Source organism: Denitratisoma sp., assembly GCA_032027165.1.
Classification (GTDB): Bacteria; Pseudomonadota; Gammaproteobacteria; order Burkholderiales; family Rhodocyclaceae; genus Desulfobacillus.
Map to the genome: position 1 here is coordinate 1,437,855 of JAVSMO010000001.1, position 19,211 is coordinate 1,457,065.

18 protein-coding genes are annotated in these 19,211 nt (G+C 67.5%); 14 read left to right on the top strand and 4 right to left on the bottom strand.

Features of this window, described 5'->3' with window-relative positions:
- The first annotated feature begins 1 nt into the window (after position 1).
- The 10 genes from ald to ROZ00_07115 all read left to right on the top strand — a co-directional run bounded on the left by ald (position 2) and on the right by ROZ00_07115 (position 8,572).
- Positions 2–1,123 carry an alanine dehydrogenase gene (ald, locus tag ROZ00_07070; protein ID MDT3735967.1) on the top strand — a complete coding sequence of 374 codons (1,122 nt, stop codon included), beginning with the start codon at positions 2–4 and terminating at the stop codon, positions 1,121–1,123.
- An 83-nt stretch (positions 1,124–1,206) separates the two neighbouring features.
- Entirely contained in the window at positions 1,207–1,788 is a 582-nt protein-coding gene (gene rsxA / locus ROZ00_07075; GenBank protein ID MDT3735968.1) for an electron transport complex subunit RsxA, read from the top strand.
- Positions 1,788–2,345 carry an electron transport complex subunit RsxB gene (rsxB, locus tag ROZ00_07080; protein ID MDT3735969.1) on the top strand — a complete coding sequence of 186 codons (558 nt, stop codon included), beginning with the start codon at positions 1,788–1,790 and terminating at the stop codon, positions 2,343–2,345. The genes rsxA and rsxB overlap by 1 nt, the downstream gene beginning before the upstream one ends.
- Positions 2,345–4,042: an electron transport complex subunit RsxC gene (gene rsxC / locus ROZ00_07085; GenBank protein MDT3735970.1), complete on the top strand. Its 1,698-nt coding sequence runs from the start codon at positions 2,345–2,347 to the stop codon at positions 4,040–4,042. The genes rsxB and rsxC overlap by 1 nt, the downstream gene beginning before the upstream one ends.
- 3 nt (positions 4,043–4,045) lie before the next feature.
- Positions 4,046–5,074 (top strand): RnfABCDGE type electron transport complex subunit D, encoded by a 1,029-nt coding sequence (locus ROZ00_07090; protein ID MDT3735971.1) that lies wholly within the window; start codon positions 4,046–4,048, stop codon positions 5,072–5,074.
- Entirely contained in the window at positions 5,071–5,757 is a 687-nt protein-coding gene (rsxG, locus tag ROZ00_07095) for an electron transport complex subunit RsxG (GenBank protein ID MDT3735972.1), read from the top strand. Before ROZ00_07090 ends, rsxG begins: the two co-directional genes overlap by 4 nt.
- Positions 5,754–6,422: an electron transport complex subunit E gene (locus ROZ00_07100; protein MDT3735973.1), complete on the top strand. Its 669-nt coding sequence runs from the start codon at positions 5,754–5,756 to the stop codon at positions 6,420–6,422. Before rsxG ends, ROZ00_07100 begins: the two co-directional genes overlap by 4 nt.
- Positions 6,423–6,430: 8 nt before the next feature.
- Entirely contained in the window at positions 6,431–7,066 is a 636-nt protein-coding gene (gene nth / locus ROZ00_07105; GenBank protein MDT3735974.1) for an endonuclease III, read from the top strand.
- Entirely contained in the window at positions 7,063–8,142 is a 1,080-nt protein-coding gene (locus ROZ00_07110) for an FIST C-terminal domain-containing protein (GenBank protein ID MDT3735975.1), read from the top strand. The genes nth and ROZ00_07110 overlap by 4 nt, the downstream gene beginning before the upstream one ends.
- On the top strand, positions 8,135–8,572 hold the full coding sequence (locus tag ROZ00_07115; GenBank protein MDT3735976.1) for a DUF1841 family protein: 438 nt from the start codon (positions 8,135–8,137) through the stop codon (positions 8,570–8,572). Before ROZ00_07110 ends, ROZ00_07115 begins: the two co-directional genes overlap by 8 nt.
- Here ROZ00_07115 and ROZ00_07120 read toward each other — a convergent pair.
- The gene (locus ROZ00_07120; protein ID MDT3735977.1) at positions 8,565–9,452 is read right to left on the bottom strand and encodes an HDOD domain-containing protein; all 888 of its coding nucleotides are present in this window, start codon (positions 9,450–9,452) and stop codon (positions 8,565–8,567) included. The two genes, ROZ00_07115 and ROZ00_07120, sit on opposite strands and share 8 nt — an antisense overlap.
- 126 nt (positions 9,453–9,578) lie before the next feature.
- Here ROZ00_07120 and ROZ00_07125 point away from each other — a divergent pair, with 126 nt between their 5' ends.
- Genes ROZ00_07125 through ROZ00_07140 form a run of 4 tightly spaced genes read left to right on the top strand, consistent with a single transcriptional unit; the run spans position 9,579 to position 14,748 of the window.
- A complete protein-coding gene (locus tag ROZ00_07125; GenBank protein MDT3735978.1) occupies positions 9,579–10,430 on the top strand; it encodes a MoxR family ATPase in 852 nt (283 codons plus the stop codon).
- Positions 10,431–10,442: 12 nt separating this feature from the next.
- Positions 10,443–12,830, top strand: a complete 2,388-nt coding sequence (locus ROZ00_07130) for a diguanylate cyclase (GenBank protein ID MDT3735979.1) — start codon at positions 10,443–10,445, stop codon at positions 12,828–12,830.
- Between the two features lie 6 nt (positions 12,831–12,836).
- Positions 12,837–14,009 carry a VWA domain-containing protein gene (locus ROZ00_07135; protein MDT3735980.1) on the top strand — a complete coding sequence of 391 codons (1,173 nt, stop codon included), beginning with the start codon at positions 12,837–12,839 and terminating at the stop codon, positions 14,007–14,009.
- Between the two features lie 34 nt (positions 14,010–14,043).
- Positions 14,044–14,748, top strand: a complete 705-nt coding sequence (locus ROZ00_07140; protein ID MDT3735981.1) for a hypothetical protein — start codon at positions 14,044–14,046, stop codon at positions 14,746–14,748.
- A 4-nt stretch (positions 14,749–14,752) separates the two neighbouring features.
- Here ROZ00_07140 and ROZ00_07145 read toward each other — a convergent pair whose 3' ends face one another.
- The 3 genes from ROZ00_07145 to greB all read right to left on the bottom strand — a co-directional run bounded on the left by ROZ00_07145 (position 14,753) and on the right by greB (position 19,165).
- On the bottom strand, positions 14,753–16,549 hold the full coding sequence (locus ROZ00_07145; protein MDT3735982.1) for a GspE/PulE family protein: 1,797 nt from the start codon (positions 16,547–16,549) through the stop codon (positions 14,753–14,755).
- A gap of 99 nt (positions 16,550–16,648) precedes the next feature.
- On the bottom strand, positions 16,649–18,544 hold the full coding sequence (gene htpG / locus ROZ00_07150; protein MDT3735983.1) for a molecular chaperone HtpG: 1,896 nt from the start codon (positions 18,542–18,544) through the stop codon (positions 16,649–16,651).
- Between the two features lie 72 nt (positions 18,545–18,616).
- Positions 18,617–19,165, bottom strand: coding sequence for a transcription elongation factor GreB (gene greB / locus ROZ00_07155; protein MDT3735984.1), 549 nt, complete (start codon positions 19,163–19,165; stop codon positions 18,617–18,619).
- Positions 19,166–19,211 lie beyond the last annotated feature (46 nt).

Sequence of the window (19,211 nt, forward strand, 5' to 3'; positions counted from 1 at the left end):
CATGAAGGTCGGCGTCCCGAAGGAGATCAAGAACCACGAATACCGCGTCGGCCTGACGCCCGCCGGGGCGCACGCACTGACTTTGGCCGGCCATGAAGTCCTCGTCGAGGCGAATGCCGGTGCCCGCGTCGGCTTCGCCGACGCCGATTACGTAGCCGCCGGCGCCCGCATCGCGGCGAGCGCCGCCGAGGCCTATGGCCGCGCGGACATGGTCGTCAAGGTCAAGGAACTGCAGGCGGCGGAATTCCCCCTGACGCGACCCGGCCAGCTGCTCTTCGCCTACCAGCACTTCGCCCCCGACCCCGACCTGCTGCAGCACGTCATCGACTGCGGCCTCTCCTGCGTCGCCTATGAAACCGTCGCCGATGCGCATGGCGAGCTGCCGCTGCTGGCGCCCATGTCGCGGGTGGCCGGCCGCCTCGCCCCGCAGGTCGGCGCCTGGGCCCTGCAGATGGCCAACGGCGGCTCCGGCGTGCTGCTCGGCGGCGTCGCCGGCGTGCCGCCGGGCAAGGTGGTCATCGTCGGCGCCGGCAACGTCGGCGCCAATGCCCTGCAGATCGCCGTCGGCATGGGCGCCCAGGTGACGGTCTTCGACCGCGGCATCGAGAAGATCGCCGCGCTCGACCGCATCTACCGCGGCCGCATCACGACCTGCGTCGCCGACCCGCTCACGCTCGAGCACGCCATCGTCGACGCCGACCTCGTCATCGGCGCCGTGCTGATTCCCGGCAAGCTGTCGCCGAAGTGCATCTCGCGTGCGCTGCTGCGCAGGATGCGCCCCGGTTCGGTCGTCGTCGACGTCGGCATCGACCAGGGCGGCATCGCCGAAACCTCGCGGCCGACTTCACACACGAATCCGATCTTCGTCGAGGAAGACGTCGTGCACTACTGCGTGCCGAACATGCCCTCGGCGGTGGCGCGTACGGCAACGCTGGCGCTGACCCAGGCCACCCTGCCCCATGCCCTCAGGCTGGCCAACCTCGGACTGCGCCGGGCGCTCGAGGAGGACACCGGACTCATGGAGGGCTTGCAGGTGCATGCCGGCAAGGTGACCCACGCCGGTCTTGCCGAAGACACCGGGCGCGCCTTCACCCCTGCCCGGGATGCACTGAGAAATTCATAAAAGTCATAAGCCTATAACCGCACCAGGGTTGTATGCTGCGCCGCGAAAAGCGATAATTTGCGGTCGCGATCCAGCACTCCCAAATGACCGGCTATCTCTTCATCGTCATCGGCGCCGTTCTCGTCAATAACGTCGTCTTCGGCCGCGTCCTCGGCCTGTGCCCCTTCATGGGCGTCTCGAAGAAGCTGGAGACGGCCATCGGCATGAGCGCGGCCACCACCTTCGTGCTGACCGTCGCCTCAGGCGCGTCCTATCTGATCGACCGCTACCTGCTGCTGCCGAACGGCCTCGAATACCTGCGCACCCTGTCCTTCATCGTCGTCATCGCCGGCCTGGTGCAGCTCACCGAAATGGTGATTCAGAAGACCAGCCCGCTGCTGCACCAAGTGCTCGGCATCTACCTGCCCCTCATCACCACCAACTGCGCCGTGCTCGGCGTGCCGCTGCTCAACATCGCCTTCAAGCACAATCTGCTCGAATCGCTGCTGTTCGGCTTCGGCAGCGCGGTGGGCTTCTCGCTGGCGCTGGTGCTGTTCGGCAGCCTGCGCGAGCGGCTCGAGGGCGCCGACGTGCCCCTGCCGTTCCGCGGCACGGCCATCGCCATGATCACCGCCGGCCTGATGAGCATCGCCTTCATGGGCTTCGCCGGGCTGGACAAGTACTGATGTTGACTGCGCTGCTCGTCATGGCCGGCATCGCATTGGTGCTCGGTGCGATGCTCGGTTTCGCCTCCGTCCGCTTCAAGGTCAAGGGCGATCCGCTGGTGGACAAGATCGACGCCATCCTGCCGCAGACGCAATGCGGCCAGTGCGGCTTCCCCGGCTGCAAGCCCTACGCCCAGGCCATCGCCAAAGGCGAGGCCGAGATCAACCAGTGCCCGCCCGGCGGCGAGGAAGGCATCCGCAAGCTGGCCGACCTCCTCGGCAAGGAATTCAAGCCGCTCTCCGCCGAGCACGGCGTGGAAAAGCCGAAGCAGGTGGCCGTCATCGACGAGGCCCTGTGCATCGGCTGCACGCTGTGCACCCAGGCCTGCCCGGTGGACGCCATCGTCGGCGCGGCCAAGCAGATGCACACCATCGTCGCGCCGCTGTGCACCGGCTGCGAGCTGTGCGTGCCGCCCTGCCCGGTCGACTGCATCCGCATGGTGCCGGTGCCGGAGACGGTGGAGACCTGGAAGTGGAAATACCCGGTGGTGACCATCAGGCTGAAGGAGCCGGCCTGATGCTCGCCAGCCTGTTCAAGTTCAGGGGCGGCGTCAAGCCGGCCTCGCACAAGGACGAATCGACGCGCGCGCCCATCGTGCGCGCGCCGCTGCCGGCTCGGCTGGTCGTGCCGCTGCGCCAGAGTGCGGGCGGCACGCCGCTGCCGCTGGTTAAGGCGGGACAGAAGGTGCTCAAGGGCGAACGCATCGGCGCGCCCGAGGGCAGCTTTTCCGCCGCCATCCACGCCCCCACCTCGGGGACCGTCCTGTCGATCGAACACCGCATGCTGCCGCATCCCTCGGGCCTGTCGGCGCCCTGCGTGGTGATCGAGCCGGACGGCGAGGAGCGCTGGATCGAGCGCGTGCCGGCAAACTACGCGGCGGAATCCCCGGACGCCCTGCGCGACCTGCTGCGCGACTCGGGCATCGTCGGCCTCGGCGGCGCCACCTTCCCCAGCCACCTCAAGCTGAAGCCGGGCGCTTCCGGCCGCATCGGCAACCTGATCGTCAACGGCGCCGAATGCGAGCCGTGGATCACGTGCGACGACCTGCTGATGCGCGAGCGGGCCGGGGACATCGTGCGCGGCATCGCCATCCTCCGCCACATCGCCTCGGCGGAGCGCGTGCTGATCGGCATCGAGGACAACAAGCCGCAGGCCATCGCCGCCATGCGCGCCGCAACCGCCCGATCGGAAGGCATCGAAGTCGTGCCGGTGCCGACGCGCTACCCGGCCGGCGGCGAGAAGCAGCTGATCCGCGTGCTCACCGGCATCGAGATACCCTACGGCCGCATCGGCCCCGAGTTCGGCGTGCAATGCTTCAATGTCGGCACCGCCTGGAGCGTGCACCGCGCCGTCGAACTGGGCGAACCGCTCGTCTCGCGCATCGTCACGCTCACCGGCAACGTCGAACGGCCGGGGAATTTCGAAGTGCTGATCGGCACGCCGATCGACGACCTGCTCGCGCTGGTCGGGCCAAAAGGCGATACCGATCGCTACGTCATGGGCGGCCCGATGATGGGCTTCACCCTGCCGCGCACCGACCTGCCGGTCACCAAGGCGGCCAACTGCATCCTCGCCGCCAGTCCGGCGCTGTTTCCGCCGCCGGGCCAGGAAATGCCCTGCATTCGCTGCGGCGCCTGCACCCGCGCCTGCCCGGCCGAGCTGCAGCCGCACGAGCTGTACTGGTTCTCGCGCGCGAAGAACTTCGGCAAGGCGCAGGAATACCACATCTTCGACTGCATCGAATGCGGCTGCTGCGCCTACGTCTGCCCCTCGAACATCCGCCTGGTGGACTACTATCGCTTCGCCAAGACCTCGATGCGCGCGCTGGAACGCGAGAAGAACGCCTCCGACGCGGCGCGCCTGCGCTTCGAATTCCGCAATTTCCGCACCGAGCGCGAACAGAAGGAAAAGGCCGAGCGCCTCGCCGCCAAGACCGCCGCCGCCCGGCAGGCCATCGCCGGCGGCGAGAAGCCGGCCGCCGCCGCGCCATCTCCGGCCGCGGCGGAACAAACGCCGGCGTTGCCGCATCTGGACGAAGCCAAGAAGGCATTGATCGCCGCGGCCGTCGAACGCGCCCGCGCGCAGAAGGAAGGCGTGCAGCCGAAGAACACCGACAACCTGGCACCGGAAAAACAGGCCGAGATCCGCGAGATCGAGGCGCGCCGCGCCAAGGTGCGCGAGATCGCCAAGACCCCCCCCGAGGAACCGGTATAAAAAATGAACGGCACCTCCCCCCATCTGCATTTGCCCATCAGCGTCCGGCTCATCATGTTCAAGGTGCTGGCCGCCCTCGTGCCCGGCATCGCGGTCTACGTCTGGTTCTTCGGCGCGGCCATCCTCGTACAGATCGCCCTGGCGTCCGCCGCGGCGCTGGCCGGCGAGGCGGCCATGCTCAGGCTGCGCGGCAAGCCGGTCGGCCTGTTCCTCTCCGACGGCAGCGCCCTGGTGACGGCCTGGCTGATCGCACTGACCTTCCCGCCCATCGCGCCATGGTGGCTCACCGTCTCGGCCACCCTGTTCGCCATCGTCGTCGCCAAGCACCTCTACGGCGGCCTCGGCCAGAACCCCTTCAACCCGGCGATGGTCGCCTTCTGCGTCTCGATCATCGCCTTCCCGGCCCTGATGTCGAAGTGGCCGGCGGTCGGATTCACCGATTTCTCCGCGCAGATGGCCGTCGTCTTCCAAAGTCAGTCCGCGCAGGACGCCGTGACGATGGCCACGCCCCTCGACGCCCTGCGCACCCAGTTGCACGTACCGGAGGCGCGCGCCACCGTGGCCGGCGTGCTCGGCTCGCACGCCAGCTTCGGCAACATCGGCGGCAAGGGCTGGGAGTGGATCGCGCTGGCCTACCTTCTCGGCGGCCTCTGGCTGCTGCAGCAGCGCGTCATCACCTGGCACGTGCCGGTCGCCTTCCTCGGCGTGCTGGCGCTGATCGCCGGCGGCTTCAGCCTGGCCAACCCGGACCGCTATGCCGGCCCGGTCTTCCACGTCGTCACCGGCGGCGCCATGCTGGGTGCCTTCTTCATCCTCACCGATCCGGTGTCCGGCGCGACGACGCCGCGCGGCAAGCTGATCTTCGCCGCCGGGGTGGCCCTCCTCGCCTGGATCATCCGCACCTTCGGCGCCTACCCCGACGGCATGGCCTTCGGCGTGCTGCTGATGAACCTGTGCGTGCCGCTGATCGACATGGGCACCCAGCCGCCGGTGTTCGGGCACAAGGACGAGCAGAAGGGCGGAACGCCATGACCGAGCGGAATGCCGCCCGCGCCTCCCTGCGCACCGCCGCCATCCTGACGGTATTCACCGCGGTGTTCACCACGCTCATGGCGGCGACCTACAAGGCCACCAAGCCGGCCATCGACGCCAGCGCCGAGGCGGAGAAGATGAAACTGGTGGGCGAGGTCCTGCCCGCCGCCCTCTACGACAATGCGCTGCTGGCAGACTGGGTCGACGTCGCGCCGCGCGCCGGGCTCGGCCTCGCCGCGCAGGACGACCCGGTACGCCTGTTCCGCGCGCGCAAGGCCGGCGCGCCGGCGGCCCTGGTGTTCGAGGCGGTGGCGCCGGACGGCTACGGCGGCCGCATCCGCCTGCTCGTGGCCGTCGGCGCCGACGACCGCGTGATCGGCGTGCGCGTGGTCAGCCACAAGGAGACGCCGGGGCTGGGCGACTACATCGACCCGAAGAAGGACCGCAACAAGGCCTCGCCCTGGATACGCCAGTTCGATGCCAGGGGCTTCGGCGAGGTGGCCGCGGCCGACTGGAAGGTGAGCAAGGACGGCGGCCGCTTCGACGCCCGCACCGGCGCCACCATCAGCGCCCGCGCCGTCACCAACGCGGTGCGCCGCGCCCTGCAGTTCGCCGCCGGCCACCGCGACAGCCTCTACGCACTTCCGGCACAATCGAAGCTGGAGGAGGAAGGCAAACCATGAGCACATTCCGCGACATCGCCCACAACGGCATCTGGAAGCAGAACACCAGCCTGGTGCAGCTGCTCGGCCTCTGTCCGCTGCTCGCCGTCAGCACCTCTTTCGTGAATGGCGTCAGCCTGGGACTGGCCACCATACTCGTCATGGCGCTGGCGAGCGGCGTGGTGGCCAGCGTGCGCAGCTTCATCCCGCACGAGATCCGCATCCCGGTGTTCATCCTCATCATCGCCGCCCTGGTGACGATGGTGGACCTCGCCATGAACGCCTGGCTGCACGAGCTGTATCTGGTGCTCGGCATCTTCATCCCGCTCATCGTGGTTAACTGCATCGTGCTGGCCCGCGTCGAGGCCTTCGCCGCCAAGAACACGCCGCTGGTCGCCGCCTGGGACGGCGCCATGATGGGCGTCGGCATGGTGGTGGCCATCGCCGTGCTGGGCGGCCTGCGCGAGATCATCGGCACCGGCTTGCTGTTCACCGGCATCGAGATGGTGATTCCCGGCACGCGCGCCCTGCAGCTGCTGCCGGCGGATTACCCCGGCTTCCTGGTCGCCATCCTGCCGCCCGGCGCCTTCCTCGTCCTCGGCTTCATGGTCGCCGGACGCAACTGGCTGGACGCCCGCGCCGAGCAACGCGCCCGCCTGGCGGCGCCCGCCCAGGCTGCCGCCTGAATGCCGCGATGAGCCCGAAGAAAATCCGCACGATCTTCGAGCGCTTCGCGCAGGCCAATCCCGCCCCGACTACCGAACTCGAATACAAGACGCCCTACCAGCTGCTGGTGGCGGTGATCCTCTCCGCGCAGGCCACCGACAAGAGCGTAAACCTCGCCACGCGCGAGCTGTTCAAGGCGGCCGGCACGCCGCAGAAGATGGCGCGCCTCGGCGAGGCGGGGCTGACGCCCTACATCAGCCGCATCGGCCTCTACAAGTCGAAGGCGAAGAACGTCGCCGCCATGTCGCAGATCCTGCTCGACCGGTACGGCGGCGAGGTGCCGCACGACCGCGCCGCGCTGGAGGCGCTGCCCGGGGTCGGCCGCAAGACCGCCAACGTGGTGCTGAACACCCTCTTCGGCGAACCGGCCATCGCCGTGGACACCCACGTCTTCCGCCTGTCCAACCGCAGCCGCCTCGCCCCCGGCAAGGACGTGCGCGAGGTGGAGGAGAAACTGCTCAAGGCCGTCCCCGCCGAATTCCGCCACAACGCCCACCACTGGCTGATCCTGCACGGCCGCTACGTCTGCAAGGCCCTGAAGCCGGACTGCCCGCACTGCCTCATCAACGACCTGTGCGAATGGCCGGAGAAAACCGCGGGATGATCGCTACAGCCTTGGCCTCGGCCGACAAGGCCGACCCGGAACTGGCCGCCGATGTCGTGCGCGCGGCGCTCGCCCGCGCCGGCGCCGGCATCGCCCGCAGCGTGCTGCTCTTCCTCAGCACGGACTTCGTGCACCAGGCCCACGCCGCCGTGCTGGCCGCCTCGCGCGCCGCGCACTGCCTGCAGGTGACCGGCTGCACCGCGCCGGGCGTGCTCACCGAGGAGGACTGGGTGCTCGACCGCCCTGCCGCCTGCGCCATGGTCTTCGGCGGCGACTGCGGACTGGCGGCGCATCCCGAGGCGGGCGCCCCGCTGCTCAGCCTGGCCACGCCGGCCACGGCCGTCCGCGGCTGGCTGTCGAACGGCGGAGAACGCTATGGCCTGCTGTCGACCGACAACAGCGCGCACGGCGCCGGGCGCATCTGGTGCCACGGCAAGATGGCCGTCGACGGACGCTGCGAAACGGCCATCGCCGGTGCCCGCGCCGCCATCGGCGTCTCGCGCGGCATGCGCATCCTCGGCGAGCCGCGCCCGGTAACCTGCAACGGCCGCGACGTGCTGAAAGCCGGAGAACATCCCGCGCTCAATGCGCTGCTGCGCGAGCTGCCCCTGGAGATGCGGGAAATGGAGAAGCTGCCCTTCCACCTCCTGGCGGCCGGCATCGTCAAGGGCCGGCCGGAAGGCGCCATCGAGGAAGGCCGCTTCACCCTGGTGCCGATCATCGCCGCCAGCCACGACGAGCGCTCGGTCACGCTGACGCTGCCGCTGGACGACGGCGACCGGGTTTTCTGGGCGATGCGGCAGGGCCTGGCGGCGGAAAGCGACATGCGGCGCCTCGCCGAGGATCTGTCGGGAAAGCTCGGTGCGGCGCCGGACTTCGGCCTGCTCTTCTCCTGCCTCGGCCGCGGCCCCTACTTCTTCGGCGGCGAGGACCGCGACCTGGCGGTAGTCAGGGAGCGCTTCCCGGGGATGCCGCTGATCGGCGCCTACGGCGGCGGCCAGATCGCGCCGCTCATCGACGGCAACGAGCAGGTTCACAACGCCGCCGTGCTTTCGCTCTTCGCCGCCGATGTTTAATCCCAGCCGGGACCAGGCCCGCCGCTTCTTCATCGAAGCCTGGCGCAAGCACCGGGCGAAGGAAGTCGTTTCGCCCCTCGAAGACGCGGCGATCCGTCTCGTCGCCCAGCATCCCGAATACCACGGGCTGCTCGACGACGGCGAGGCCGCGCTGGCGCGCGAGTGGACGCCGGAGTCCGGCGAAGCCAACCCTTTCCTGCACCTCTCGCTGCACCTGGCCATCGAGGAGCAGCTCTCCATCGACCAGCCGCCCGGCCTGCGCGCCGCCTTCGAGGCGCTGCTCGCCCGCAGCGGCGACCGCCACGCCGCCCTGCACGGCGTGCTGGAATGCCTCGGCGAGGCGATGTGGCGTGCGCAGAAAAGTCAGTCTCCGCCGGACGGCGAAGCCTACGTGGAATGCGTCAGGCGGAAGGCCGGATCCCTCAGGTAGAGCGATACGCCTGGATCTCGCGCAGGTCCACCGCCAGGCCGCGCGCCAGGTCGTCGATGTCGTCCTCGAACCAGCCGAGATGGCCCAGCGCCGCCTCCTTGTTGTTTTCCCACTCGGCGTCGTCGGGATAGTTGAGGAAGCGCGCGACGATGTGCTCGGAGACCAGGCGGATCGCCACCAGCAGGCAGACGTCCGGCGTAGCATGCTTGCGCGGCGTCGTGAAGATCGACGGTTCGTGGTGATAGCGGATGGCCCACACGACCTGCTCGGGCAGATACCAGCTGCGCGCCAGCAGCGCGCCGACGACGACGTGGTTGGTAGGATGGTGCTCGTCCTCGATCGCCGTCACCGGCAGCGTCGAGGCATTGGCCCGCATCATCGTCTGGATGTAGTCGGGAAATTTTTGCGTCAGGATGGCGATGCCGGCATCGTGGAAGAGGCCGAAGGTGTAGGCATCGTCGGTCGACACGCCAGGCAGGCGGCCGGCCAGGTAGGCCGACACCACGGCGTTGTAGTTGGAGCGCTCCCAGAAGCGCTCCAGCGGCGGCGCGCCCGGCCCGCCCAGGCTCTGCCTGAGCACGACGCCATAGACGATCTTCAGCAGGTTGCGCAGACCCAGCACCGCCACCGCCTGCTGCACCGACTGCACCTTGCGGCGCAGGGCGAAGAACGGCGAATTGGCCGACTTCAGCACGGCGGCGGCAAGCGCCACGTCGCCCGTGATCAGCCGCGAGATGCGGATGAAGTCGATATCCTCGCGCCGGGCCTCCTCGAGCAGCTCGGCAATGATCTCCGGGCAGGGCGGCACGGAAATTTCCTTCAGCGTCTCGACCGCCGCTTCGTCGGTGAGGTCGGCATCGAAGAAATCCGCGTGCTCCATCGTCGCTCCTGTCTCGGAAGGGAATCTGCATTGTATCGAAAAACGCCTGCGGAACGCCCCCGCGGCTGTGGATAAACCGCAGTCCCAGCATCTATAATTGCCTCTTCATCCCTACGGATTTTCATCATGCGCTTCGAAGGCTCCACCGATTACGTCGCCACGCCGGACCTCATGCTGGCCGTCAACGCCGCCATCACCCTGCAGCGCCCGCTGCTCGTCAAGGGTGAGCCGGGCACCGGCAAGACCATGCTGGCCGAAACCGTCGCCGAGGCGCTCGGCCTGCCGCTCCTGCAATGGCACATCAAGTCCACCACCAAGGCGCAGCAGGGCCTCTACGAATACGACGCCGTCTCGCGCCTGCGCGACTCCCAGCTCGGCGGCGAGCACGGCAGCCGCGTCCACGACATCTCCAACTACATCGTCAAGGGCGTGCTGTGGCAGGCCTTCAGCGCCGAGACGCCGACGGTGATCCTCATCGACGAGATCGACAAGGCCGACATCGAATTCCCCAACGACCTGCTGCGCGAGCTCGATCGCATGGAATTCTATGTGTACGAGACGCGCGAGCTGATCAAGGCCAGGAATCGGCCCATCGTCTTCATCACCAGCAACAACGAGAAGGAGCTGCCCGACGCCTTCCTGCGCCGCTGCTTCTTCCACTACATCAAGTTTCCCGACAAGGAGACGATGCAGAGCATCATCGACGTGCACTTCCCCGGCCTGAAGCAGGCGCTGATCCGCGAGGCGCTGGAGGTCTTCTTCGAGCTGCGCGAGATACCCGGCCTGAAGAAGAAGCCTTCCACCTCGGAGCTGCTCGACTGGCTGAAACTCCTCGTCGCCGAGGACATTCCGCCCGAGGCGCTGCGCGCCAAGGACCAGAAGGCGGCCATCCCGCCGCTGCACGGCGCGCTGCTGAAGAACGAGCAAGACGTGCACCTCTTCGAGCGCCTCGTCTACATGGCGCGACAGAATCGCTGACAAGCGGTCGAAATGCGCCTGCTCCTTCTCCTGGCCGCCCTGCTGCCGCTGCCCGCGGGCGCGCTGGAGAAGGTCGCGCTTCAGCTGAAATGGAAGCACCAGTTCCAGTTCGCCGGCTACTACGCGGCGATTGAAAAGGGCTACTACCGCAATGCCGGCCTGGAGGTCGACATCCGCGAGGCCGGCCCGGAAACCGACCCGGTCAAGGAAGTCCTCGAGGGCCGCGCCCAGTTCGGCGTCTCCAATTCGGCGCTGCTCCTGGCCCGCGCCCAAGGCAAGCCGGTGGTGGCGCTGGCCGTCATCTTCCAGCACTCGCCCTTCATCCTCGCCGCCCGCCGCGACGCGAGCATCCGCACCGTGCACGACCTCGCCGGCAAGCGCCTCATGGTCGAGCCGCATGCCGACGAGGTCTTCGCCTACCTGCGCAAGGAAGGCATCAGCGAGCAGCTTCTCAAGATCCAGCCGCACAGCTTCGACCACCAGGACCTGATCGACGGCCGCACCGACGTGCTGACCGCCTACAGCACCGACGAGCCCTACTTCTTCGAGCAGAAGAAGTTCGCCTATCTCGAATTTTCCCCGCGCGCCGCCGGCATCGACTTCTACGGCGACAACCTGTTCACCTCCGCGGAGCTGCTCGCGCGACAGCCCGAGCGGGTGAAGGCCTTTCGCGACGCCAGCCTCCAGGGTTGGGCCTATGCCATGCAGCATCCGCAGGAAATCGCCGACCTCATCATTGCCCGCCACGGCAAGCGCAAGAGCCGCGAGCACCTGCTCTACGAGGCGCGTGAAATGCAGGGACTGCTGCGGACGGACCTCATCGAGATCGGCCACATGAATCCCGGCCGCTGGCGGCACATCGCCGACACCTATGCCGACCTCGGCATGCTGGAGCGGGATTTCCCGCTCGACGGCTTCCTCTACGATCCGGCGCCGCGCGCCGAGCGGCGCATGACGGCAGCCGCCGCCGCCAGCTACGGCGCCCTGCTGATCCTCACCGCCGTGCTGGCCGGCTTCATCGGACTGACGCGCAAGCTCAGGCGGGAAATCGCCGGACGCAAGCAGATCGAGGCCGAGCTGCGCGAAAGCGACAGGAAATTCCGCACCATTGCCGACACTACGCCGATCGCCCTGCTGATCACCCGCCCCGAGGACGGCAGGATCGTCTATGCCAACCGTGCTGCGGCCGATCTCGGCGGGCTGCCGCTCGACGAGTTGCTCGACAGCAACGTCATGCGCTTCTATCCCGACCCGTCCGCCCGCCAGCGCTTCATCGAGGAACTGCGCGCCACCGGTTCCGTCCGCAACCAGGTCATCGAGTTCCTGCGCAGCGACGGCACCCCGGTGCTGACCCAGCGCTCCGCCACGCTTGGCACGCTGAACGACCAGCCGGCCCTGTTCGTCGCCATCGCCGACCTGCGCGAGCGCAAGCGGCTGGAGGCGGCGCTGCTCGCGCGCAGCGCCGCCATCGAGGCCGCCGCCGAAGGCATCGCCATCAGCGATCCGGACGGGGTCATCGAGTACGTCAACCCCGCCCTGACGGCGATTGCCGGCTATGCCGCCGAGGAGCTGGTCGGCCAGCACACGCGCATCTTCAACAGCGGACGGCAGGACCGGCCCTTCTACGACGAACTGTGGGGCACCATCCGCGCCGGCCGTGTCTGGCGCGGCGAAATCATCAACCGGCGCAAGGACGGCAGCCTGTACACCGAACTGATGGCCATCGCGCCGGTCCGCAACGAGCATGGGGATACGGTCCACTTCGTCGCCGTCAAGCACGACATCTCCGAGCGCAAGCGCATGGAGACCGACCTGAAGCGCACCAATGCGACGCTGGAGCACCAGATCGAGGAAATCCACCGGCTGCAGGAAGAGTTGCGCGAGCGGGCGGTGCGCGACGGACTGACCAACCTCTTCAACCGTCGTTACCTCGACGAGACCCTCGAGCGCGAGCTGGCCCGCGCCAAGCGGGAAGGCTATCCCCTGTCGCTGGTCATGATCGACATCGACCATTTCAAGCGCCTGAACGACACCTACGGCCACCAGGCCGGCGACAAGGTGCTGCGCGAACTGGCGGCCCTGCTCTGGGGCGACATCCGGGCGGAAGACGTTCCCTGCCGCTACGGCGGCGAGGAATTCCTCGTCCTGCTGCCGCGCATGCCGCTGGATGTCGCGCTGGAGCGCGCCGAGGAGTGGCGCCGGACCTTCCAGGCCACCCGCGTGCCCTTCGGCGACTTCCAGCTCGAAACGACCATTTCCTGCGGGCTGTCGGCGTACCCGGAACACGCCCGCACGCCCGACGATCTGATACGCTGTTGCGACGACGCCCTTTACAAGGCCAAGCACCACGGCCGCAACCGCTGCGAGACATTCAGCCACCCCCACCATGCCCACAAGTAGGCGCGCATGCTGATCGACTTCTTCCACCACCTGAAGGCCAGCAAGCTGCCGGTCTCGACCAAGGAATTCCTCACCCTGCTGGAGGCCCTGCAGAAGCACGTCGCCGGCCACAGCATCGACGAGTTCTACTTCCTCTCGCGCGCCTGCCTGGTGAAGGACGAGTCGAACTACGACAAGTTCGACAAGGCCTTCGGCGAATACTTCAAGGGCGTCGAGCGCATCCCCGGCCTGGAGGCGGACATCCCGGAGGACTGGCTGCGCCTGATGGCGAAGAAGCACCTGACGCCGGAGGAAAAGGCGAAATTGCAGGCGCTCGGCTGGGACAAGCTGATGGAGGAATTCAAGAAACGCCTGCAGGAGCAGAAGAAGCGCCATGCCGGCGGCTCGAAGTGGATCGGCACCGGCGGCAGCAGCCCCTTCGGCGCCCACGGCTACCACCCCGAGGGCATCCGCGTCGGCGGCGAGTCCGCCGGCAACCGCACGGCGGTCAAGGTCTGGGAGAACCGCGAATACCGCAACCTCGACGACACCCTCGAGCTGGGCACGCGCAACATCAAGGTGGCGCTGCGCCGCCTGCGCCGCTTCGCCCGCGAGGGCGCCGAGGAGGAGCTCGACCTCGACGGCACCATCTCGTCGACCGCGCGCAATGCCGGCTGGCTCGACATCCTGATGCGCCCGGAGCGGCACAACAAGGTGAAGGTGCTGCTGTTCCTCGACATCGGCGGCTCGATGGACGACCACATCCGCGTCTGCGAGGAGCTGTTCTCGGCGGCCAAGACCGAGTTCAAGCACCTCGAGTACTTCTATTTCCACAACTGCGTCTACGACCACGTCTGGCGCGACAACCGGCGCCGCCACTCCGAGCGTTTCCCGCTGTGGGACGTCATGCACAAGTACGGCCCCGACTACAAGCTGATCCTGGTCGGCGACGCCACCATGAGCCCCTACGAGATCATGCAGCCGGGCGGCTCGGTGGAATACATGAACGAGGAGTCCGGCGCCACCTGGATGCGGCGCCTGCTCGACACCTACCCGCACGCCGTCTGGCTCAATCCCGAGCCGGAGCACCTGTGGCCCTACCGCCACTCCATCACGATCCTGCACAGCCTGATGGGCAGCCGCATGTTCCCGCTGACCCTGGAAGGCCTGGAACGGGCCATGCGCCTGCTCAGCAAATAGTGGAAAATAGCGGACTTCACCGGAGAACCCCACAATGAACGAACAGGAAATCGAACGTCTGGCCCGCCGCGAATCGCTGCTCAAGCTGGTCGCCGCGGGCGCGCTGGGCGCCGGCGGCATCCTTGGCCTGGTGCGAGACGCCCTCTCGGCAGGATCGCTGCCGGCGACGCCGGGCTTCCGCCGGCTCAAGGGCCCGGTCGGCGTCGACAACACCCGCGCCTCGATCGGGCTGAACATCAAGATGGGACAGACCGTGATGACCGGGGAAGGCGGCGAGGCCGTCTACATCATCGGTCCCGACGCTTTCCTGCAACGCGAAAAGACCAAGATCACCTTCGAGGACAACGCCGGCGTCCAGGTCATGCGCATCATCACCGGCAAGGTCCTCAGCGTCTTCGGCAGGAGCCGCGACAAGGCCGCGGCGCGCAACCTGCAACTGGTGACGCCGACCGCCACCATCGGCATCCGCGGCACCGGCTGCTACATCGAGGCCGAAGAGTCCAGCACCTATTTCTGCCTCTGCTACGGCGAGGCCGAAGTGACGCCGAAGGCCGATCCGAAGCAGAAGGAAGCGATCAAGACCCAGCACCACGACCACCCGATCACCATCGGCGCCGCCGGCAGCAAGATGATGGCGCCGGCCGCGGTGATCAACCACACCGACGCCGAGCTGATCCTGCTGGAAAACGCGGTCGGCCGCTGGCCGCCGTTCTACGGCCAGGGCGGCAAGAGCTACTGAGAGATCACTCGTTCTGCGACGGCGGCGCCACCTGGAGGACTTCCTCGAGGGTGGTGAGGCCGGCGGCGACCTTCATCGCGCCGGAGATGCGCAGGGGCTTCATGCCTTCGCGGTGGGCCTGTTCCCGCACCCTGGCCAGGTCCGTCGTCGGCGTGATCAGCTTGCGCAGTTCGGACGACATCAGCATGATCTCGTAGAGTCCGACGCGGCCCATGTAGCCGGTCATGCGGCAGTCGAGGCAGCCGACCGGGTGATAGACCTGCTGCGGCCGGGCGGCCTTCCAGGGCGCGACCATAGCCTGCCAGATATCCTCCTCCTCCGGCGTCATCGGCGCCGCCTTCTTGCAGTGCGGGCAGAGCGTGCGCACCAGGCGCTGCGCCATCACGCCCAGCAGCGTGGCATTCAGCAGATAGGCCGGCGTGCCCAGGTCGAGCAGCCGCGTCACCGCCGTCGGCGCGTCGTTGGTGTGCAGGGTGGACAGCACCAGGTGGCCGGTCAGCGCCGCCTGCACCGCCATGTCTGCCGTCTCGATGTCGCGGACCTCGCCCACCATGATGATGTCCGGATCCTGCCGCATCAGCGCGCGCACGCCGGCGGCGAAGGTCATGTCGATGTTGGTCTGCACCTGCACCTGGTTGAAGGACGACTCGATCATCTCGATCGGGTCCTCGATGGTGCACACGTTGACTTCCGGCGTGGCCAGCTGCTTCAGGGTCGAATACAGCGTGGTGGTCTTGCCCGAACCGGTCGGGCCCGTCACCAGGATGATGCCGTTCGGCTTGTCGGTCATCTGCGTCCAGCGCGCCTTGTCGTCGTCGTTGAAGCCGAGCTCGGCGAAGTCGCGCACCAGCACTTCCGGGTCGAATACGCGCATCACCAGCTTCTCGCCGAAGGCGGTCGGCAGCGTCGACAGGCGCAGCTCGATCTCCTGGCCGTCCGCCGTGCGCGTCTTGACGCGGCCGTCCTGCGGGCGGCGCTTCTCCACCACGTCCATGCGGCCGAGGATCTTGATGCGGCTGGTCATGGCGTTGAGCACCGACATCGGGATCTGGTACACCTGGTGCAGCACGCCGTCGATGCGGAAGCGCACGATGCCCAGCTCGCGCCGCGGCTCGATGTGGATGTCGCTGGCGCGCTGCTCGAATGCGTACTGCCAGAGCCAGTCGACGATGCTGACGATGTGCTGGTCGTTGGCGTCGAACTGGCGGTTGGCCTTGCCCAGCTCGACCAGCTGCTCGAAGCTGGAGACGCCGCCGCGCACCTCGCCCTGCTGCTCGGCCTTCTTCACCGAGCGCGCCAGGTTGTAGAACTCGACCTGGTAGCGATCGATGTCCTGCGGATTGGCGACGACGCGGCGGATTTCCTTGCGCAAAATCGGCTTCAGCTCGGCTTCCCATTCGCGCAGGAACGGCTCGGCGGTGGCGACCGTCACCTCGCGCGTGGTCACCTCGACCGGCAGAATGCGGAAACGCGTCGCGTAGGCGTTCGACATCACCTCCGTGACGGCCTGGAAGTTGATCTTCAGCGGATCGATGTGCAGGTAGTCGAGCCCGGTGCGGCGCGCCAGCCACTCGGTCAGGTGCTCCAGGGTCAGCGCCCGGTGCGGCTCGGCGAGCGTCTTCCACTTCTGGTCGGCGATGACGACCAGCGGATGGATGTCGCCCTTGAAGTAGCGCCGCTCCTTCTTGAAGGCCTCGCCGACGCCCTTGGGAATGAGGCCGTCGGCCACCAGGCCGTCCACCACCTCGGGCAGGGTCAGGCGGTGCTCGCGCGCCTCGGGTGCTTCACTGGCTTTGTTCATGGCGGGACGATGGCGTTGGGGTGGCAGCACTATAGCCGAGCCGCCCGCCCCGCTCAATGGCGCCGCCGGGACGAATAGTCAGTCCCTGCGGCGCGGCGCCTACTTGCCGCCCATCGCCAGCATCAGGGCGTTCACCCGCTTGACGAAGGCCGCCGGGTCTTCCAGCTGGCCGCCCTCGGCCAGCAGCGCCTGGTCGAACAGGACGGCGCTCCAGTCGTCGAAGTGCTGTTCCTCGTATTTCAGCCGCTGCACCACCGGGTGGTCGGGGTTGATCTCGAGGATCGGCTTCGACGCCGGCACCTTCTGGCCGGCCGCCTTGAGCAGGCGCGCCAGGTTGCCGCCCAGGTCGTGCTCGTCGGCGACCAGGCAGGCCGGGCTGTCGATGAGGCGGTGCGTCACGCGCACCTCCTTCACCCGCTCGCCGAGCGAGGCCTGCATCTTTTCCACGAGTTCCTTGAACTCGCCGGCCTGGGCCTCCTGCGCCTGCTTCTCCGCCTCGTCTTCCAGCTTGCCCAGGTCGAGCCCGCCCTTCGCCACCGACTGCAGCGGCTTGCCCTCGAACTCAGTCAGATGGCCGAGCACCCATTCGTCCACGCGGTCGGAGAGCAGCAGCACCTCGATGCCCTTCTTGCGGAAGATCTCCAGGTGCGGGCTGTTTTTTGCGGCGAGGAAGGAATCCGCCGTGACGTAGTAGATCCTGTCCTGGCCTTCCTTCATGCGGCCGAGGTAGTCAGCCAGGGAGACGCTTTCCTCCTCGGTGTCGGCACGGGTGGAGGCGAAGCGCAGCAGGCCGGCGATCTTCTCGCGGTTGGCGTGGTCTTCGCCGACGCCCTCCTTCAGCACGCGGCCGAATTCCTTCCAGAACCTCGCATAGTCGTCCTTCCGGTTCCCGGCCAGATCCTCGAGCAGGCCGAGCACCTTCTTGGTGCAGCCGGCGCGGATCGCCTCGATGTCCTTCGACTCCTGCAGGATCTCGCGCGAGACGTTGAGCGGCAGGTCGTTGGAGTCGACGACGCCGCGCACGAAGCGCATATACACCGGCAGCAGCTGCTCGGCATCGTCCATGATGAAGACGCGCCGCACGTAGAGCTTGACGCCGTGGCGCTGCTGGCGGTCCGACAGGTCGAAGGGCGCATGCGCCGGGATGTAGAGCAGCTGGGTGTAGTCCTGGCGGCCCTCGACGCGGGCGTGCAGCCAGGCCAGCGGCTCGTCGAAGTCGTGGCCGACGTGCTTGTAGAACGCCTTGTACTGCTCGTCGGTGATCTCGGATTTCGGCCGCGCCCACAGGGCGCTCGCCTGGTTGACCGTCTCGTCCTCGTCGGTGACGACCTGTTCGCCGTCCTTCCATTCTTCCTTCTTCATGACGATCGGCTGGACGATGTGGTCGGAGTACTTGCGGACGATCTCGCGCAGCTTCCAGCCGGAGAGGAGATCGTCCTGCCCTTCCTTCAGGTGCAGGGTGATCTCGGTGCCGCGCGCGGGCCGATCCGTCATCTCGATGGAAAACTCGCCGGCGCCTTCCGATTCCCAGCGCACGCCCTGGTCGGCCGCCAGGCCGGCGCGGCGCGTCACCACCGTGACGCGATCGGCGACGATGAAGGAGGAATAGAAGCCGACGCCGAACTGTCCGATCAGGTGGGCGTCCTTCTGCTGGTCGCCGGTGAGCGCCTGGAAGAACTCGCGCGTGCCGGACTTGGCGATGGTGCCGAGGTTGTTCACCACTTCCTCGCGGCTCATGCCGATGCCGTTGTCGGCGAGGGTCAGGGTGCGCGCCGCCTTGTCGAAGCTGACTTTTATCCGCAGGTCGGGATCGGACTCGAACAGGCTGCCGTTGTGCAGGGCCTCGAAGCGCAGCTTGTCGCAGGCATCGGAAGCGTTCGAGATCAGTTCGCGCAGGAAGATTTCCCGGTTGCTGTACAGCGAGTGGATCATCAGCTGCAGCAGTTGTTTTACCTCGGCCTGGAAGCCGAGGGTCTCTTTGGTTGCAGTGGTCATGGTGCTCTCCGGATGAAGACGGGAGGGGAAATGGGGACGGCCGCGGGCGTTTTCAAGCCCCCGCGGCAGGGGTTACTCGTAGCGTATCTCGACGATCTCCAGCTCGCGCAGGCCGGCCGGGCTTTGGAAGCGCACGGCGTCGCCCTCGCGCGCCTTGAGCAGGGCCCGCGCCAGCGGCGAAATCCAGCTGATCATGCCCTTGCCGGCATCGGCCTCGTCGATGCCGACGATCTGGTAGGTGCTCTCGCAGCCCTCGACGTCGCACACCGTGACGGTGGCGCCGAAGAACACCTGCTCCGCGTTCTCCTGCGCGGCCGGGTCGACCAGGACGGCGCTCTCCAGCCGCTTCATGAGGAAGCGGATGCGACGGTCGATCTCGCGCAGGCGCTTCTTGCCGTAGATGTAGTCGCCGTTCTCGGAGCGGTCGCCGTTCTTGGCCGCCCAGGAGACGACCTGCACCAGCGCCGGCCGCTCGGTCTTGACGAGGTGTTCCAGCTCGGCCTTGAGCAGAGCGTAGCCGCGGCGCGTCATGTAGTTCTTCGTGCCGTGCGGCAGCGCCGGGGCGGACGGGTGGCCGTCCTCCTCCTCGGGCGCATCTTCCTTGACGAAGGCCTTGTTCATCGGCGGGAACTTTCGTTTGAATGAGATAATTATAGCGTTCGAACAA

Coding starts and splice junctions, on each gene's coding strand:
- ald (MDT3735967.1), top strand. CDS start 2: ATGAAGGTCGGCGTCCCGAAGGAGATCAAGAACCACGAATACCGCGTC.
- rsxA (MDT3735968.1), top strand. CDS start 1,207: ATGACCGGCTATCTCTTCATCGTCATCGGCGCCGTTCTCGTCAATAAC.
- rsxB (MDT3735969.1), top strand. CDS start 1,788: ATGTTGACTGCGCTGCTCGTCATGGCCGGCATCGCATTGGTGCTCGGT.
- rsxC (MDT3735970.1), top strand. CDS start 2,345: ATGCTCGCCAGCCTGTTCAAGTTCAGGGGCGGCGTCAAGCCGGCCTCG.
- ROZ00_07090 (MDT3735971.1), top strand. CDS start 4,046: ATGAACGGCACCTCCCCCCATCTGCATTTGCCCATCAGCGTCCGGCTC.
- rsxG (MDT3735972.1), top strand. CDS start 5,071: ATGACCGAGCGGAATGCCGCCCGCGCCTCCCTGCGCACCGCCGCCATC.
- ROZ00_07100 (MDT3735973.1), top strand. CDS start 5,754: ATGAGCACATTCCGCGACATCGCCCACAACGGCATCTGGAAGCAGAAC.
- nth (MDT3735974.1), top strand. CDS start 6,431: ATGAGCCCGAAGAAAATCCGCACGATCTTCGAGCGCTTCGCGCAGGCC.
- ROZ00_07110 (MDT3735975.1), top strand. CDS start 7,063: ATGATCGCTACAGCCTTGGCCTCGGCCGACAAGGCCGACCCGGAACTG.
- ROZ00_07115 (MDT3735976.1), top strand. CDS start 8,135: ATGTTTAATCCCAGCCGGGACCAGGCCCGCCGCTTCTTCATCGAAGCC.
- ROZ00_07120 (MDT3735977.1), bottom strand. CDS start 9,452: ATGGAGCACGCGGATTTCTTCGATGCCGACCTCACCGACGAAGCGGCG.
- ROZ00_07125 (MDT3735978.1), top strand. CDS start 9,579: ATGCGCTTCGAAGGCTCCACCGATTACGTCGCCACGCCGGACCTCATG.
- ROZ00_07130 (MDT3735979.1), top strand. CDS start 10,443: ATGCGCCTGCTCCTTCTCCTGGCCGCCCTGCTGCCGCTGCCCGCGGGC.
- ROZ00_07135 (MDT3735980.1), top strand. CDS start 12,837: ATGCTGATCGACTTCTTCCACCACCTGAAGGCCAGCAAGCTGCCGGTC.
- ROZ00_07140 (MDT3735981.1), top strand. CDS start 14,044: ATGAACGAACAGGAAATCGAACGTCTGGCCCGCCGCGAATCGCTGCTC.
- ROZ00_07145 (MDT3735982.1), bottom strand. CDS start 16,549: ATGAACAAAGCCAGTGAAGCACCCGAGGCGCGCGAGCACCGCCTGACC.
- htpG (MDT3735983.1), bottom strand. CDS start 18,544: ATGACCACTGCAACCAAAGAGACCCTCGGCTTCCAGGCCGAGGTAAAA.
- greB (MDT3735984.1), bottom strand. CDS start 19,165: ATGAACAAGGCCTTCGTCAAGGAAGATGCGCCCGAGGAGGAGGACGGC.